Source organism: Raineyella sp. LH-20, from assembly GCF_033110965.1.
Classification (GTDB): domain Bacteria; phylum Actinomycetota; class Actinomycetes; order Propionibacteriales; family Propionibacteriaceae; genus Raineyella.
This window is the reverse complement of record NZ_CP137003.1, coordinates 1,114,253-1,131,849: the sequence shown is the minus strand read 5'-3', so window position 1 is coordinate 1,131,849 and position 17,597 is coordinate 1,114,253. Positions and strand designations below refer to the sequence as shown.

General features: G+C 70.6%; 13 protein-coding genes. 5 read left to right on the top strand and 8 right to left on the bottom strand.

The features are described from left to right. Positions 1 to 3: 3 nt before the first annotated feature. The 7 genes from hydA to R0146_RS04885 form a co-directional block, all read right to left on the bottom strand. Positions 4 to 1,401, bottom strand: coding sequence for a dihydropyrimidinase (gene hydA, locus R0146_RS04915; protein WP_317691743.1), 1,398 nt, complete (start codon positions 1,399 to 1,401; stop codon positions 4 to 6). Then, a complete protein-coding gene (locus R0146_RS04910; RefSeq protein ID WP_317691742.1) occupies positions 1,398 to 2,267 on the bottom strand; it encodes an energy-coupling factor ABC transporter ATP-binding protein in 870 nt (289 codons plus the stop codon). The genes hydA and R0146_RS04910 overlap by 4 nt, the downstream gene beginning before the upstream one ends. After that, positions 2,264 to 3,133 carry an energy-coupling factor ABC transporter ATP-binding protein gene (locus R0146_RS04905; protein ID WP_317691741.1) on the bottom strand — a complete coding sequence of 290 codons (870 nt, stop codon included), beginning with the start codon at positions 3,131 to 3,133 and terminating at the stop codon, positions 2,264 to 2,266. The genes R0146_RS04910 and R0146_RS04905 overlap by 4 nt, the downstream gene beginning before the upstream one ends. A gap of 34 nt (positions 3,134 to 3,167) precedes the next feature. Further along, positions 3,168 to 4,118: an energy-coupling factor transporter transmembrane component T family protein gene (locus R0146_RS04900; RefSeq protein WP_317691739.1), complete on the bottom strand. Its 951-nt coding sequence runs from the start codon at positions 4,116 to 4,118 to the stop codon at positions 3,168 to 3,170. 60 nt (positions 4,119 to 4,178) lie between these two features. Beyond that, positions 4,179 to 4,820 carry an MASE1 domain-containing protein gene (locus R0146_RS04895; RefSeq protein WP_317691738.1) on the bottom strand — a complete coding sequence of 214 codons (642 nt, stop codon included), beginning with the start codon at positions 4,818 to 4,820 and terminating at the stop codon, positions 4,179 to 4,181. 116 nt (positions 4,821 to 4,936) lie between these two features. Then, a complete protein-coding gene (locus R0146_RS04890) occupies positions 4,937 to 6,523 on the bottom strand; it encodes an N-acyl-D-amino-acid deacylase family protein (protein ID WP_317691737.1) in 1,587 nt (528 codons plus the stop codon). A 137-nt stretch (positions 6,524 to 6,660) separates the two neighbouring features. Beyond that, positions 6,661 to 7,425, bottom strand: coding sequence for a GntR family transcriptional regulator (locus R0146_RS04885; RefSeq protein WP_317691736.1), 765 nt, complete (start codon positions 7,423 to 7,425; stop codon positions 6,661 to 6,663). A gap of 124 nt (positions 7,426 to 7,549) precedes the next feature. Here R0146_RS04885 and R0146_RS04880 point away from each other — a divergent pair, with 124 nt between their 5' ends. Both R0146_RS04880 and R0146_RS04875 read left to right on the top strand, forming a co-directional pair. Then, positions 7,550 to 8,707 carry a diaminopropionate ammonia-lyase gene (locus R0146_RS04880; protein WP_317691735.1) on the top strand — a complete coding sequence of 386 codons (1,158 nt, stop codon included), beginning with the start codon at positions 7,550 to 7,552 and terminating at the stop codon, positions 8,705 to 8,707. Beyond that, a complete protein-coding gene (locus R0146_RS04875) occupies positions 8,704 to 9,981 on the top strand; it encodes a Zn-dependent hydrolase (protein WP_317691734.1) in 1,278 nt (425 codons plus the stop codon). Before R0146_RS04880 ends, R0146_RS04875 begins: the two co-directional genes overlap by 4 nt. Positions 9,982 to 10,016: 35 nt before the next feature. Here R0146_RS04875 and R0146_RS04870 read toward each other — a convergent pair whose 3' ends face one another. Further along, the gene (locus R0146_RS04870) at positions 10,017 to 11,447 is read right to left on the bottom strand and encodes a CCA tRNA nucleotidyltransferase (RefSeq protein ID WP_317691733.1); all 1,431 of its coding nucleotides are present in this window, start codon (positions 11,445 to 11,447) and stop codon (positions 10,017 to 10,019) included. A 40-nt stretch (positions 11,448 to 11,487) separates the two neighbouring features. Here R0146_RS04870 and R0146_RS04865 point away from each other — a divergent pair, with 40 nt between their 5' ends. Genes R0146_RS04865 through sigM form a run of 3 tightly spaced genes read left to right on the top strand, consistent with a single transcriptional unit; the run spans position 11,488 to position 17,512 of the window. Beyond that, a complete protein-coding gene (locus tag R0146_RS04865) occupies positions 11,488 to 13,584 on the top strand; it encodes a DUF6049 family protein (protein ID WP_317691732.1) in 2,097 nt (698 codons plus the stop codon). After that, entirely contained in the window at positions 13,581 to 16,961 is a 3,381-nt protein-coding gene (gene murJ / locus R0146_RS04860) for a murein biosynthesis integral membrane protein MurJ (protein WP_317691731.1), read from the top strand. Before R0146_RS04865 ends, murJ begins: the two co-directional genes overlap by 4 nt. Further along, entirely contained in the window at positions 16,958 to 17,512 is a 555-nt protein-coding gene (gene sigM, locus R0146_RS04855; RefSeq protein WP_317691730.1) for an RNA polymerase sigma factor SigM, read from the top strand. The genes murJ and sigM overlap by 4 nt, the downstream gene beginning before the upstream one ends. Positions 17,513 to 17,597: the final 85 nt, after the last annotated feature.

Genomic DNA, 17,597 nt, shown 5'->3' with positions numbered 1-17,597 from the left:
CGCTCAGCCGACGGTGGCGCGGAGGAGGAAGCGCCCTCGCCCGGCACGGTTGCCGGCCTCGGTCGGGCGCCCCTGCTCGGCGACCAGTTCGCCGCGCGACCAGACCTGGTCGAATCGGCCGTGTGCGGTCACGTCCTCCCACAGCGTGTAGTCGATGTTCTGGAGCTGCGACGCGGCAGAGATGTGGGTGGTGCCCGCGGGGTCGAGGACGACGATATCGGCGTCCGACCCGGGTGCCAGCACACCCTTGCGAGGGTAGAGCCCGAACCGCCTGGCCGGTTCGGCGGCGGTGATCGAGACGAACCTGCCCAGGTCGATCCGTCCCCCGTGCACGCCCTCGGAATACGTCACCAGCATCCGGTGCTCCACCCCGGGCCCTCCGTTGGGGATCTTCCGGAAGTCGTCGCGCCCGTCGGTCTTCTGGGTGGCGAAACAGTATGGGCAGTGGTCGGAGCTGACGATGCCGAGCACCCCGGACGACAGTCCCCGCCACAGGGCGTTGCGGTGCGGCTCCTCGCGCAGCGGCGGCGTGAGGACGGCCCTGGCGCCGCCGAAGTCGGGCCGGTAGTACTCGTCGGGCCCCAAAGACAGGTAATGCGTGCAGGTCTCGCCGCCGATCGGCCACCCGCCGACCCGCGCCTCACCGATCAGGTCGACCGACTCCGAGGTCGACATGTGCACGAAGTAGAGCGGCGCCTCGGCCATCCGCGAGATCCGGATCGCGCGGGCGACCGCCTCCGACTCGGTCGACGGCGGTCGGGACAGCAGGTGGCCCTCCGGGCCTCGTACGCCTCGGGCGACGAGGTCGGCCGCCAGGACGTCGATGATGTCGCCGTTCTCCGCATGGACGCACACCTGCATGCCGGCCGAACCGGCCCGGGACAGCACCCGGAACAGTTCGCCGTCGTCGATCATCAGGGTGCCCCGATAGGCCATGTACGTCTTGACGCTGGTGATCCCGTCGCCGGCGAGCGTACGGAACTCCTTGTCGAAGCCGTCGTAGAGCCGGGTGACGGCGGCATGCAGGCCGAAATCGATGACGGCCTTCCCGGCGGCCGACCCGGCGTGTCGAGCGACGGACTCGGACACCGTCAGCCCCGGCAACTGCGAGGCATAGTCGATGATCGTGGTGGTGCCCCCGACCGCGGCGGCCCGGGTCCCGGTGAAGAAGTCGTCGGACGTCCGCTGCTCGAACGAGCCGGACTCCATGTGGGTGTGCACGTCGATGCCGCCCGGCAGCAGCACCCGCCCGGTGCAGTCGACGATCCGCGCGGCGGTGAGGTTCCAGGCGTCGGACATCCCGACACCGACGATGACCCCGTCGCGAACGAGGACGTCCGCGGGACGGCTGCCGGACTCGTCGGCGATCTCCCCGCCGACGAAGGCGATCAGCTCACTCATGCCGGCAGCTCCGCCCTGCCGGTGCCGGCCGCGATCCGTTCCCACTCCGCGACCATCTCGTCCTCGTCCAGGACGTCCGGGCGCACCCCCAGATCGCCGAGCGACTGGGCCACCTGGGTGATCACCGGCGGCATCAGATCGGCCCGGGCGATGTCATCGGCACGGCTCAGCACCTCGCGGGTGGAGCCGTCGATGATCACCCTGCCCGCCGTCATCGCGACCACCCGATGGGCGAACTCGGCGACGATGTCCATGTCGTGGGTGATCACGATGATGGTGTGGCCGTGCTGCTCGTTGAGCTCCTTGAGGAACGTCATCACCTCCATCGACTGCCGGTAGTCCTGGCCGGTGGTGGGCTCGTCCACGATGATGATCTTCGGGCGCAGCGACAGGATCGAGGCGATCGCGATCCGCTGACGGATGCCTTTCGGCTGGAAGAACGGGTGTTCGTCGAAGAGGTCCGCACCGATCCCGGCGGTCCGGGCCGCCTCCCGCACCCGGCGATCCACCTCCGCCTCGTCGAGGCCGAGGTTGCGCGGCGCGTACGCGATCTCGTCGCGGATCGTGGCATTGAAGAGCTGGTGGTCAGGGTTCTGGAAGACGTAACCGATGCTGCCGATCAGGTCCGACGTGCGGGTGTCGCGCCCGATGGCCCGGCCGTCGACGGTGACCGAGCCGCGGGTGACCTTGAGGATGCCGTTGAGGCACTTCGACAGGGTGGTCTTGCCGCTACCGTTGGTGCCGATCAGAGCGAGGAACTCCCCCGACCGTACGCTCAGGTCGATCTCGGTCAGCGCCTCGGTGCCGTCCTCGTAGTGGAAGGCCGCCCCGCGGACATCGATGATGGGTGCCGTGGCGCTGTTCATGCGTGTGCTCCTGACGTGATGAGGCGGCGGGCCGCGGCTGCCACCTGAGGAACCGTGACCGCCCCGCCGCTGCCGTCGCGGCGTACCCTGCCGAGGAAGCCGATCGACGACGGCACACGGATGCTGCGTCGGTCGTCCTCGTCGAGGAGGTCGAAGAAGGTCCGGGTGGGGGCGTCGACGCGGACCCCGCCGTCGGTGACGAGCACCAGCCGGTCGCAGACCTCGACCAGGCGCTCAAGGTTGTGCTCGACGACGAGGATGGTGAGGCGGCGACGCTCCTTGAGGTCGGCCAGCAGGCGATAGACCATCGTCTTCGACCGCGGATCGAGCATGGATGTCGGCTCGTCGAGGATCAGGATCCTGGGCTCCATCGCCAGCACCGACGCGATCGCGACGCGCTGCTTCTGGCCACCGGACAGTTCGTGCGGGGACTTCTCCAGCAGGTCCGCGAGGTCCGCCAGCGCGGCGACGGAGGCCAGTCGACGGTGGATCTCGGGCAGCGGGACACCGAGGTTCTCCATGCCGAAGGTGATCTCCTCCTCGACGCTCATCGAGGTGAACTGGGCGTCCGGATCGGCGAACACCATCCCCACCGCACCGGCCGCCTCGAGCGTCGACAGGCTGCGCACCTCACGTCCGAAGACCTCGACGACGCCGCGGTAGACCCCGTGGTGATTCTCCGGGATGATGCCCTTGATCGCGGAGACCAGTGTCGTCTTGCCGGCCTCGTTCGGGCCGACGATCCCGACGAATTCCCCCTCCCGGACGGTGAGGTCCACGTCGCTGAGCGCGAACCGCTTCGCGTCCTGGTACTTCCAGGAGAACTCGGAGAACCTGATGGCCGGAGGGTCGTGGGGGGAGGTCATGGATGTTCCTGCCTTCGAGGGGACGGGCGGGTGGTCAGAGCAGGCCGAGGAGGCCGGAGTACACGGCGGAATGGGTCAGGCCGAGCCAGGGGGTGGCCGACCGCAGGGCGATCACGCCGGCCAGCGTCACCAGCAGCAGGATGACGAGGACCCGATCCCTCGCCCGGATGACGAAGCGGGAGCGCAGGTAGTCGGGGCGGCGCACGCCGTTGACCCGGCCGCTGAGCCGCGTGCCCTTGGCGTAGAGACCGATGCTGATGTCGTCACTGCGCCGGATCGACAGGGTGAACAACGGCACCAGGTTCATCGCGAAGTGCCGGATCCGTCCGATCGGGCCGAGGGTGCGGGTGTCCAGTCCGCGGGCGATCTCGGCCTCGCGAATCACCGCGTAGTCCTCCAGGAAGATCCCGACGGACCGCAGGGTCAGACCGACGAAGTAGGAGACCACGAAGGGCACGCCGAAGGTCCGCAACGCCACCAGGATGTCGCTCTCCCGGTTGGTGGAGAAGTAGAAGATCGAGGCCAGGACGAGGGCGATGATCCGGCAGTAGGTCGCGAACGCCCACATCAGGGAGTCGAAGTGACCGGTGACAGGGCCGACGGCGAAGAGCACCGCCGAGTCGGTCTCGAAACGTCGAGGGAAGACCGTGTAGGTCAGGCCGAGGATGACGAAGACCGTGGCGAACATCGGCAGGAACATCCTCAGCCGAGCGAGCTTCACATTGGCGTACGCGAACAGGCCCAGGCTCAGCAGGACCACCAGGATGTTCACCTCCGGCGCCTCGATGAAGAGGGGGATGACCGAAGTCACCAGGTAGAGGACCAGCCGGGAGGCCGGGTGCAGGTGATACATCGGCGACTGGGCCGGGATGTACCCGACGATCGTCTTGCGCAGTGCGCGCTCCCGTGGCCGGGTGACCTCGAGGGGCGAGGTCGCCCCGGGGCCGCCTCCGGTGAGCGCTTCGTGGTGCACCGATGTGGTCATCTGACTGCCTCCCGGCTGGTTCGGTGGGGGTGAGGGGTCGTACGGCTGGGGCGGGCTGGATCAGGCCCAGACGCGCTTCACGAATGCCCGGGAGCGCAGCACGATCGGCGAGATGAACTTCAGCATCACGACGCCGAGCACCCACGAGGCGATCGAGTTGCCCAGGAACCAACCGATGAAGGTCACCACGAAGGCGTCGGGCGAGATCAGGCTGAAGGCGACGAGCACGCCGGCACCCCAGAGCGCGCCGATGACGTTGGAGAGGACGATGCCGAAGACGGTGAAGACCACCCAGTCCTTGCCGGACCGCAGGCGCGGATCGGCCTTCAGCATCCGGAAGGCGAGGCCACCGACGATCGCCTGGGCCAGGTTGCCGGGGAGGTAGGCGAGCGACACCGGCAGCGGAGCGGATCCGGAGATCGCGTTGGAGATCAGCGGGAAGACGGCACCGGCGATGCCGCCCCAGCCGCCGTACCAGATGCCGCCGACCGTCTGGATGGCCTGACCCGGCCAGAACGCCGTGATGTAGCCGAGCGGGATCGCCAGGCTGCCGAAGGTGCCGACCACCACACCGATACCGGTGAAGAGGGCGGTCATGACGAAGTGCTGGAGGCCGGGCTTGCGGACCTCACCCTCCTCGACGTCCCAGACGGACGCGGTGGCGGTGGTCGTACGTTCGGCCTGCTCGTTGATGGTGCTCATGGTCGTGGTCCTTTCGAGGGGTGGAGCCGCGGCGATGCGGAGGCCCCGGCCGGGAGCGACCCGAGCGGGAGGGGGGTGGTGGAACTCGGACCGGGAGCGACCCGGCGACCAGGGGGTCAGGCCCCGACCGGGGCCGTACGGATGACGGAACCAGGGCGCAGTCCGGTGTGCCGGCCCTCGCGCCAGACGACATGCCCGTCGACGATGACCCGGCGGACACCGTCGGGCAGACGGATCGGATCCTGGTAGCTGGCACTGTCGCGGAAGGATGCGGGATCGAGGAGGGCGAGGTCGGCCCGATAACCGGGGGCGATGATCCCCCGGTCACGCAGGCCGAGGACACGTGCCGGCTCGGTCGACATCCGGCGGACCGCCTCGGGCACGTCGACGAGGCGCTCCTCGAGGGCGAACCGACCGAGCAGTTTCGGGGCGGTGCCGTGCAGACGCGGGTGGGGGTGTGGGTTGAACACGCCGTCGGTGCCGACCAGGGATCCGGACTCCCGATAGATGTCGCGGACCATCTGCTCGCTGGCGTAGTGGTCGATCATCCCGACGTCGAGGGCGGTGTCGGCCAACAGGCGCAGCACCGCTCCGGCCGGATCGTCCCCGGTGCGCTCGGCGATCGCGGCCACGGTCAGCCCGACCTCGTCGGTGCGCGGCGCCGCCGCCTGGGTGATGACGATGTGCTCCGGACCGCAGGCACCGAACAGGTTCTCCCACCCCGGCAACCCGTGCATCATGTCGTACGCCATCCGGGTGCGTTCGGTGCGGCTCGACAGCCGGTCGAGGAGGGCGGCCGGTCCGCCGGCGAACGCGTACGGCGGCAACAGGGCCGCGAGGATCGTGCTCCCGGCGCCGTACGGGTACTGGTCGACGGTCAGCGAGATCCGGGTGGCCGCCTCGGCCAGCAGCGCCATCAGGTCCCCGAAGAGGTCGGCGGACCCGATCAGCTTGAGGTGCGAGATGTGCAGCGGTGCACCGGTGCGCTCGGCCACCTGGACGAACTCGCGGATCGAGTCGAGCACTCCGCTCGCCTCATTGCGGACATGGGGCACCAGCGGCACCCCGTAGCGCGCGGCGACCTCCGCGATCGCGGTGAGCTCGGCGGTGTCGGCGAAGAGCCCCGGCGCATAGATCATCCCGAACGACACCGCCCGGGCGCCGGCCTCGCAGCACACGGCCACCAGGTCCTGCATCTCGCGCAGTTCCACGTCGGTGGGACGCCGGTCGGCTCCACCCATCACCACCTCCCGGACGGCACTGTGCGGGACGCAGGTGACCATGGACGTGGTCGGCCCGGCCGCCCGGAGGGCCTCGAGATAGTCCGCGAGGCTGGTCCAGTCCCAGGGAGCCGCGGCGCTCGGCTCGAGCGCGGCCAGGTAGCGACGGCGGTCCTCGCGTACGGCGTCGGACAGCGGGGCGGGGCCCAGCCCGTCGAGCGAGACGAGTTCGGTGGTGAAGCCTTGGCCGACCTTGGCCGACATCTGCGGCTCGTCGAAGGCGTGCAGCGCGCTGTGGGCGTGCAGGTCGATGAACCCCGGGACCAGGAGCAGGCCGCGCCCGTCGATGACCTCGGCGGCACTGTCGATCGGCAGCTCCGTGCCGACCGCGGCGATCAGCCCGCCCTCGAGGGCGACATCGGCCCGGCGGACACCGGTCGCCTCCACGACGTCGGCAGCCCTGATCACGATCTCGGCTTCCACTGCCCCTCCTGGGTGACTTGTAGGACAACTAACCGTTGTCTATCACGCCGGATTTCGGGCTGACCAGCCTCGGGACAACCGAATCAGGGATTGTGGGGTGATCGGAACAGGTTCGAAACAGTGCCGTTACGAATACCTCAGTCGTCGCGGCGACGACGGAGGTGGAACTCGAAGTAGGCCGGGTTGAACCAGGACTCACTGCGGTTCACCAGCCGACCGTCACCATCGCGGGTGTGCTCACTCAGCCGGAGCAGGGCGGTGCCGATCGGCACCTCCAGGATGGCGGCCAGCGAGGCGTCGGCGACGGTGGGGGTGATCGTGCACTCGGAGTAGGCGGCGGCGCCGGGGGTGTCCAGCAGGAGATCGAGGACCGATCCCCGGAACCGCTCCCGGAGCACGTCGAGGGACAGGATGGACGCCGGCACATGGTCGACGACCAGAGCGCACCGATGACCGTCCAGCACCTTGGTCCGAGACACCCGGATGACAAGTTCTCCCTTGTCAACATCGAAATCGGGGACCACCGGATCGCCCGGCGGGGCGACTCCGAGTTCGACGTCGGCGGTCTGCATCTCCTGGCCCGACTGGCGTGCGAAGGTGTCGAAGGAGACCAGCCGGTCGAGCCCGGAGGGGATCAGCTCAGGTCGCGGCAGGACGTGCGACCCCGAGCCCCGACTGATCCGGATGTAGCCCTGGTCCTTCAAGCTCTGCAGCGCGGCACGCACCGTGACCCGGGAGGCACCGAACAGTTCGGAGAGCTCGGCCTCCGAGGGCAACCGCCCCCCGGGGGGCACCCGTCCGGACAACACGAAGTCCGCCAGGATCGCATCTTTGATCTCGGACTGGAGCTGCCTTCTGGAACGGATTCCAGCGGCCCGACCACTTCCCGCCACCTGACTCATACGACAGCATTCCTCTCAATTACCGGACAAATGCCAACCTAGCATCGACACCCTCGGATGACTCTTGACAGTTGTCCTACAAATTCCTAGCCTGACGGAAACGCCGCCCCACGGAAGAGACCCGATGCCGACCCGAATCATCCCCAATCCGTACGTCGATCGTCAGAGCCTCCCCGACCCGGACCGACACAGCACCGCCTTCCACCGAGGTCTCCCCGGTTACCGGCCGACGCCGCTGCGGTCCGCCCCCGCAGTGGCCGCCGCCCTCGGCGTCGGATCGGTGCTGGTGAAGGACGAATCGAGCCGGATGGGCATGCCGTCGTTCAAGATCCTGGGAGCGTCCTGGGCCACGTATCGGGCGCTGGTCGACCACGTCGACCCGGTGACGACCCCCCACACCCTGGACGAGCCCCGCACCCTGGACGAACTCCGTACGCTGCTCGCAGGACGTCCGGTGACCCTGGTCGCGGCCACCGACGGCAACCACGGTCGCGCGGTCGCCCGGATGGCCCGACTGCTGGGTCAGGCGGCGACGATCCTGGTGCCCGACGACATGGTCGGCGCTCGGCGGCAGGCGATCCTCGCCGAGGGAGCGGACCTGCGGGTGGTGCGCGGCGGCTACGACGATGCGATCGCCGCGAGCGCGGCCCTTGCCGACGCGGACCATGTCGTGATCTCCGACACGGCCTGGCCCGGATACACGGAAGTTCCCGGCTGGGTCATCGACGGGTATGCCACCCTGACCGCCGAGATCATCGACCGGATCGACGCCGAGCGCCTCCCGCAGCCCACGGTCGTCGCGGCCCAGATCGGGGTCGGCGCCTTCGCCGCGGCCATCGCCAGGGGCTTCGGCCGGTCCGCTGCCCGGATCCTGGTGGGTGTGGAGCCGACACGCGCGGACTGCGTCACGGTGAGCATCGAGCAGGGCGTCCCCACGACGATCCCGGGTCCGCAGGATTCCGCCATGGCGGGGCTCAACTGCGGCACCCCCTCGCTGACCGCCTGGCCCGATGTGTCGCGCGGCTTCGACACGTTCGTCACCGTCGAGGACGCCGATGCCGAGGAGGCGATGCGGCTGCTGGCTGCCGACGGCATCCCTGCCGGCGAGAGCGGAGCCGCCGGGCTGGCCGGTCTGCTCCGTCACCACCGGGCCCTCGGACTGGGGACGGACGACCACGTCCTCATCGTGTCGACCGAGGGCGTCACCGACCCCGACAATTACCGACGGATCTGCGGCGACGTCCTCTCCGCCGGCCTCACCCGCACTCAGGAGGAAGCGTGACCCTCACCCGCACCACCCAGGAGCTGGGCGTCGACGCCGCCCGGCTGTGGGACTCCCTCAGCACTCTCGGACGGATCGGCGCCTACCCTGACGAGGCCACCGGCCTGACCGGCGTACGACGGCTCGCCCTGACGGATGCCGACCGTGCCGGCCGCGACCTCGTCGTGGACTGGTTCCGTGCGGCCGGTCTGGAGGTCCGCCAGGATCGGATCGGCAATGTCTTCGCTCGGCGGGCCGGGACCGAGCCGGGCCTGGCGCCGGTGATGGTCGGTTCGCACATCGACTCGGTCGCCACCGCCGGTCGGTTCGACGGGTGCCTCGGTGTCCTCGGTGGGCTGGAGGTGGTGCGGACCCTGAACGATCACGGCATCAGCACGCGGCGTCCGGTCGAGGTCTGCTTCTTCACCGAGGAGGAGGGGGCACGGTTCGGCACCGACATGCTCGGCAGCGCTGTCGCGGCGGGGCGGATCGGCCTCGAGGAGGCGTACGCGCTCACCGACCGGGACGGCCTGTCGGTCGGAGCGGAGCTGGAGCGCCTCGATCAGCTCGGCACCACCGCGGTACCGATGTCGACAAGGCCGTACGCCTACTTCGAGTGTCACGTCGAGCAGGGTCCGATCCTCGCCGACAACGGACGCCGGATCGGCGTCGTCACAGGGGTCCAGGCGATCAACTGGTGGGAGGTCACGATCGAGGGGCGGTCAGCTCACGCCGGAACGACTCCCCAGCGGTTGCGTCGCAACGCCTCCCTCGCCGCGGCACTGATCACGGTGCGCGCCGAGGAGATGGTCGACTCCGGACGATGGGGTGCGCTGCTGAGCACGGTCGGCCGCCTCGAGGTGCGGCCCAACCTGGTGAACATCGTGCCGGGGGCGGCCCTACTCACCGTTGACCTCCGCAATCCTGACACGGCCGCGATGGACCGAGCCCGAGCAGATCTCCGGGCCTATCTGACCGAGGTCGAGGAACGCACCGGGACCCGCATCAGCGTGAAGGAGACGGCCCACACGGCGCCTGTCGCCTTCGATCCGGGGATGGTGGACCTCGTCGAGTCGACTGCGGAACGGCTGGGCCTCTCCCACGAGCGGATCATCTCGGGAGCGGGGCACGACGCCGGGGAGATCGCCGCCGTCGCACCAGCGGGGATGATCTTCATCCCCGGGATGTACGAGGGGATCAGTCACAATCCCCGTGAATACTCGACGCCGGAGGCCTGCGAGGACGGCATCAATGTCCTGCTGCACTGCGTTCTCGCCACGTCCGACCAGAGCTGATCCGCCCGCCGGGCACCGTCCGGCGGGGACAGACCTCAGAGGTTGTCCGCCGCCCACTCCGTGAGCCGGCGGGCAGCCTCCTCCTCGCCCAACGGCCCGTTGTCGATCCGCAGCTCCAGCAGGTACTTGTAGGCCCGGCCGACCACCGGCCCCGCCGGCACACCGAGGATCGCCATGATCTGGTCGCCATTGAGGTCCGGGCGCATCGCGTCCAGTTCCTCCTGCTGCGCCAGCTCCTCGATCCGGGCCTCGAGATGGTCGTACGCCGCCCGCAGCGCCGCCGCCCGCTTGCGGTTGCGGGTCGTGCAGTCGGCCCGGGTGAGGATGTGCAGCCGCTCCACCTGGTCGCCGGCGTCGCGGACGTAGCGGCGCACCGCCGAGTCGGTCCACCCGCCCTCGCCGTACCCGTGGAACCGCAGGTGCAGCTCGATCAGCATGCTGACCTGCTTGATCTCGTCGCTGCTGAAGTGCAGCGCCTTCAGCCGCTTGCGGGCCATCTTCGCGCCCACCACGTCGTGATGGTGGAAGGACACCTTGCCGGCGTCCTCGTAGCGCCGGGTGGCCGGCTTGCCGATGTCGTGCAGCAGCGCCGCGAGCCGCAGCACCAGATCGGGCCGGTGGCCGCGGGCCTGTTCCAGGGCGATCGCCTGGTCCAGCACGGTCAGCGAGTGCTCGTAGACGTCCTTGTGCCGGTGGTGCTCGTCGACCTCCAGCTGCAGCGCCGGCAGTTCCGGCAGCACCCGGGCCGCCAGCCCGGTCGCCACGAAGACGTTCAGCCCGTTGCGCGGGCGCGGCGTCAGCAGCAGCTTGGAGAGCTCGTCGCGCACCCGCTCGGCCGAGATGATGTCCAGCCGCTCCGCCATCTCCCGCATCGCGGTGACCACCTCGGGCGCCGGCACGAAGCCGAGCTGGGAGGTGAACCGCGCCGCGCGCATCATCCGCAGCGGGTCGTCGGAGAACGACTGCTCGGGGGTCCCCGGCGTCCGGATCACCTCGGCGGCCAGGTCGGCCAGGCCGCCGAACGGGTCGACGAACGTCCGCGTCCGGACGTCGACCGCCATCGCATTGACGGTGAAGTCGCGGCGGACCAGGTCGCCCTTCAGAGTGTCCCCGAAGGCGACCTCCGGCTTGCGGGAATCCGGCCGATAGGTGTCGGCCCGATAGGTGGTGATCTCCACCACCCAGCCGCCGTCGACGTTGGCGCCGATGGTGCCGAACGCCTTCCCGATGTCCCACACCTGGCGGGACACCTTCTTCACCAGTCGCTCGATCTCGTCAGGCCGGGCCGAGGTGGTGAAGTCGAGGTCGTGCCCCAGCCGGCCCATCAGCGCGTCCCGGACCGACCCTCCCACCAGATACAGTTCGTGGCCGGCCGACGCGAAGACCTCGCCGAGCCGGTCGATGACCGGCGCGATCCGCATCAGCTCGGTCACCGCGTTGTCCTGGGCTTGGGTCAGGGAGGGCACGCTGACCGAGTCTACCTGGGCCCGCCCGTACGATGGCGTGGTGAGCTTCCGCCCGCTGCCGTTCCCGCGCCGCCGTTCCGGCCGCCGGATCCTCGGCGTACCCGCGCTGCTCACCGCGCTCCTGCTGGCGATGCTCGCCGTGCTGGTCGGCACCGCCCCCGCCCGCGCCGACGACCGGGTGCGGGTCGAGCTCACCTCGATCACCCCCGCGGTCACCGCGGCCACCGACACCGTCACGATCAGCGGCATCGTGACCAACACCGGAGACACCCCCCTCACCGGTGTCCAGGCCTACCTCTGGCGCGACCAACAGGTCCGCACCACCAGGGCCGAGCTCGCCACCACCGACGGCCCGGTCGGCGCCCGCTGGGTGACGCGCTACGCCATCCTCGGCACCGACCCCTCCGGCACGCTGGCCCCGGGGCAGCAGAGCACGTTCATCGTCAGCGCCCCCTGGTCGGCCCTCGGCATCCCGGCCCGCGACGGGGTGACGATGATCGGGGTCCAGATCCGCGGATCGTACGGCGAGGGCAACACCACCCTCGGCCGGGCCCGGGCCTGGCTGCCGCAGGACCTCGGCCCGCAGACCACCCCGGTGCGCCTCGCCTCGGTGGTGCTGCTCGCCTCGACGCCCTCCCGGGTGGCGGCCGGCACCTTCCTGGACGACCACCTCGCCCACGAGATCGCCCCGGGCGGACGCCTCGACCTGCTGTTGCGCAGCGCCGCCGGCAGTGGCCGCAGCTATCTGGTCGACCCGGCGCTGATCCTCTCGCTGCAGGAGATGGCGGCGGGCTACGAGCTGACCGACGGCAGCGCCGGAGCCGGCGAGGGCGACGCAAAGGCCTGGTTGGCGACGTTCGACACCCTCCCCACCTCCGGCTACCGGCTGCCCTACGGCGTGGCCGACATCGACCTGCTGGCCGGCATCGACCACGCCGACATCGTGCAGTCCGCGCTGGACCCGGCGGAGCTGCCGGCAGACGTCGCCGAGCTGCCGACCGCGGTGCTGCCGGCCGACGGGCTGCTCACCCGGCGCGGCCTGGCCACCCTCGCCACCCCGACAGCCGGCGCCGGCCCGTCCGCCGGCTCATCCCCGACCGCGTCGCCCTCCGCGACCCCGGGCAAGCCCCCGATCGTGCTGACCGCCCGGCCGGCGGAGGGATCCGGCACCACTCGCAGCGCCGCGCCGTCCTACTGGACCACGGCCGAACGCGCCCCGGTGGTGACGTACGACCCGCAGGCCTTCGCCGCGGGGCCGGACGCGGGCGGCTCCGACGCCCAGCAGCGCCAGTCCCTCGCCGCGGTCGACCAGCTCGACGCCCTCGCCGGGCGTCCCGTCCAGGTGCGGCTGATCACCGACGTCGCGACCGCCCACGCCGACGACCTCGACACCTCGGCCACCCGGGTCTCGCTGAGTTCCCTGACGGAGGGGTCCTCCGCGCCGATCAGCGACGCCCTGTTGCAGGCTCCACCGAGCGACGAGGACGACCAGACCCGTGACGTACGCCGGGCGGCGACCTCGACCACCGGGCTGGCCAGCATGTTCACCGATCCTGGGGTGGCCGCCGACCGGACCTGGCGGGCGACCGCCATCCTGGCCAGCACCCAGTGGACCGGCGCCGCCGCCACCCCGCTCTCCCCCGCCCCCGACCCGACCGCCGCCTCCGAGGCGTACGTCGCCTACCGCAACCTGCAGCGCGACCGGGTGTGGCAGATCACCGGGGGCGACGCCGTGGCGATCAGCGCCCGCCCGGTGCTGCTCACCGCCCGGCAGGACACCCAGTTCCCGGTCACCGTGACCAACAACCTGCCCGTCCCCGTCTCGGTCCGTCTCGAGTTCGAGTCGGAGAACGCCGAGCGCCTGCACGTACCCTCGGTCGACATCCGCACCATCGGCGCCGGCGAGGCGATCGCCGTCGGCGCCGTGCCGCGGGTGGAGGCCAACGGCAACTACACCGTCGTGGCCCGCCTCACCACTCCCGCCGGGACGGTGATCGGCGTCCCGGAGGAGATCGACGTACAGGCCACGCAGGCCGGAAGGGTCGGATGGATTCTGATGATCGTGTCGGGAATCGTCGTGATCGGGACCACGGTGCTGCGGATCAAGCAGGTCCGCACCGAGCGGAGCCACGCATGATCGACGCCTCGCGGGAGGCCCCGCGGCGCCGTTCGGTGATGTCCACGACGGTGCTGATGGCCGGCGGCACGCTCGCCTCCCGGTTGCTCGGCTTCGTCCGGGCCGCCCTGATCGCGGTCGTGCTCGGCAACGGCACCCGGCCGGCCGAGGCGTTCAACCTCGCCAACACCATCCCGAACAGCCTCTACATCCTGCTCGCCGGCGGTGTGATGAACGCTGTCCTGGTGCCGCAGATCGTCCGGGCGATGGACGACGACGCGGACGGCGGCGAGGCGTACACCAACCGGATCATGACGGCGTTCCTCGCGGCGCTGGGCCTGATGACGGTGCTGGTGACGGTCGCCGCACCCTGGGTGATGACGCTCTACACCGCCGAGGGGTGGCGCGCACCGGCGATGGCTCCCTACTGGAGCAACATGGTCGCCCTGGCCTTCCTGTGCCTGCCGGAGATCTTCTTCTACGGCGCGACCGTCCTGGTCGGGCAGGTGCTCAACGCCCGCCAGGTCTACATCCCTTACATGTGGGCGCCGATCGCCAACAACGTCATCTCGATCGCCGTCTTCGGCCTCTACCTCGGCCTGTGGGGCAGCTCGGACGGTGCCCCGTTCAGTTGGTCCCAGGTGCTGCTGCTGGGTCTCGGCTCGACCGTCGGGATCGCGGCCCAGTTCTTCATCCTGCTGCCGTTCCTCGGCCGGGCGGGCTTCCGCTACCGGCCTCGCTGGGATCTGCGCGGGGTCGGGCTGGGCCACACCTTCCGGCTGGCGCAGTGGACGCTCTACTTCGTGCTGGTCAACCAGTTGGCGATCTTCGTCGTCAACCGGCTCGGGTCGACGGCCGTGCTGGGTGGCACCGGTGAGGGCGCCGGCATCACCGCCTACCAGACCGCCTCGCTGATCTGGATCGTCCCGCACTCGCTGATCACCCTGTCGCTGGCCACCCAGATGATGACCAGCAGCTCCCGGATGGCCGCCGAGGGCGACCTCACCGGGGTGGCCGAGGAGTCGGCCCGGACGATGCGGACCGCGCTGGCGGTCATCGTGCCGAGTGCGGTCGCACTGTTCGCGCTCGCCTTCCCGGTCAGCCGGCTGATGTTCGGCAACGGCGCCGGCGCCCGGGACGCCGACTTCATCGGCCGTACGCTGCTGGTGATGGCCCTCGGCCTGGTGCCGTACAGCCTGCACTACCTGGTGATCCGCTCCTTCTACGCCTTGGAGGACACCCGTACGCCGTTCCTGGTGCAGAGCACCATCGTGGCGACCAACATCATCCTGGCGATCGCCCTGGTGATCCCCTGGCATGCGCCCGGCTGGGTCGCTGCGGGCCTCGGCGGGGCGTACGCCCTGGCGTATGTGGTCGGGCTGAGCATCGCCGTCCCGTTGCTGCGCCGACGACTGCCGGACTTCCGGTTCGGACCGATCGTCCGCCACATCGCCCGGCTGTTGGTCGCCGTCACGCCGGCCGGACTGCTCGCCTGGTTGATCGTCCGGTTCACCGGCGGGCACGGCCAGTTGCTCCTGCTGGTGTCGCTGATCGTCGCCGGAGCCGCCGCCGTCGGGACTTTCGTGCTGCTGGCCCGTAGGCTGCGGATCGAGGAGGTCGAGGAGATGGTGGCGGCGCTGCTGCGCCGGCGCGGCCCCCGGACCCCACCGACCATCCCCCCACGGCAGGAGGAGGGCGCGGTGTCGGACACCCCTGAGATCGGGAACGGCGACGACCCGGGTGACGCCGACGCGTTCGGTGCGGACGACGAGTACACCCGGCCGCTCGGTGCGCCCGTCTACCAGAGCGGGCGGCTGCTCGGCGGCCGTTTCCGCCTGGAGGAGCCGCTGGACGGCCGTCGCCAGGACCTGTGGCGGGCCACCGACCTCAGCTTGAAGCGGTGGGTGGTCTGTCAGTTCTTCCCGGCCGGTGACCCGCGCAGTCCGCTGCTGCTCGCCGCCGCCCGGCGGGCCGCCCAGGTCACCGACGCCCGGTTCGTCCGCATCCTCGACTTCTCCGAGGACGGCGAGGCGTACGTCGTGCGGGAGTTCGCCCCCGGCCAGACCCTGACCAACCTGCTGGCCCGCGGCCCGCTGTCCGGCACCGAGTCGGCCTGGCTGGTCCGCGAGATCGCCGACGCGATGGCCACCGTGCACGCCCAGGGTCGCTACCACGAGCGGCTCGATCCCGACGCGGTGATGATCACCGACACCGGCAACGTCAAGATCCTCGGGTTCCAGATCGACGAGGCACTGCTGCCCGGCGACCAGCGGGACTCGAGGGTGGAGGGCGCCGAGCGCACCGACGTGTTCGCCCTCGGCCGCCTGCTCTACACGTGTCTCACCGGCATGTGGCCGGGCGAGATGCCCGGACTGGCCGCCGCCCCGACCCGTGGCGGCATGTGGCCCTCTCCCCGGCGGGTCCGCACCGACGTCCCGCCGGCGCTGGACCGGATCTGCCAGCAGGTGATCGGCGGGGTCAGCCCGCTGATGGACAACGCCTCGGGCAAGTCCGGGATCACCACCGCCGCCGGGGTGGTCGCCGCACTGTCGACCGTGCTCGGGGTGACCGACGCCTCCTACCGTCTCGAACAGCGGGTCCGGACCGCCCAGGGCACCCTCTCGCTCGACGCCACCCGGGAGCAGCCCGCCGTCCCGGCCGCCCCGCCCGTCCCGCCGGTCGCCGAGACCACCCCGGTCTCCGCGAATCCGATCGACCGGCCGCTGCAGGTGGTGCCCCGGCAGACCCCCGGGCGCGGCTGGGTGGTCGTCCTGCTGGTCCTGGTGGCCTTGGCCGTCGTCATCGGCCTGATCGGGGTCGCCATCAACGCCGGACGCACCGCGCGCCCCGGCGGTGCCGGGGCCCCCGCGACCACGTCCACCACGACGACCGGCGGCCGGTCGGCATCCGCCAGCGCAGCCGGCGGCGGCGCCTGGCAGGTCGACCGGGCGACCGCCTTCGACCCGGCCGCCGACGGCGGCAACGACGAGGAGAACGACCGCACCGCACCGCGGGCGATCGACGGTGATCCGGCCACGGCGTGGCAGACGATGACGTACGTCGGCGACCCCCGCTTCGGCAAACTGAAGCCGGGCGTCGGCCTGGTCCTCGACCTCGGCCGGCCCCGTGACGTGAGCGGGGTGACGGCCCAGATCGCCGGCACCGGGGTGGCCCTCGAGATGCGGGTCCCCTCCGACACGGCCGCCACCTCGGCGCCGATGGACTCCCAGAGGTCCTGGCGGACTGTGGCGAACGTCACAGAGGGGAGCGGGACCGTACAGCTGACCACCGACCACACGGTCACCACGCGCTATGTGATGATCTACCTGACATCGCTCCCGTCGGACGGGAACGGGCAGTTCCGTGGGGGGGTCTACGAGGTGCAGGTGCGACCATGACCCGGTCTGGGGAGCCGCCCTCCGACGAGCAGTTGCTGGCCGCGCACGTCGACGGTGACCCCGAGGCGTTCGCCGTGCTCGTCGGGCGCCACCAGGACCGGCTCTGGTCGGTGGCGCTGCGGACTCTCGGAGATCCGGACGACGCCGCCGACGCCCTGCAGGAGGCCTACCTGCGGGCTTTCCGCCGGGCACACACCTTCCGCGGCGACTCCCGTGTCGCCACCTGGCTGCACCGGATCGTGATCAACTCCTGCCTGGACCGGATCCGCTATCTCAAGCGCCGGCCCACCACCCCGCTCGACCCGGAGCGGCTCGCCTCCGAGGTCGACGGTTACCGCCCGTCGGACACCCTGGCGGACGCCGTCACCGAGGCTCTGGGGCAGATCACCCCGGACCAGCGGGCCGCGCTGATCCTGGTGGACGTGGAGGGATTCAGCGTCGAGGAGTCGGCCGCCATGCTCGGCTGCGCCCCCGGGACGATCAAGTCCCGGTGCTCCCGCGGCAGGGCCCGATTGGCGCAACTGTTGCGCGATTTCCCGACCCCGGCATGAGTCAGAATGGGACACGTCAGTCACTGAGCAACATGGCGTACGGGGGTACATCGCACGGGGCAGCCCGTGCTTACCATCAGGAGGC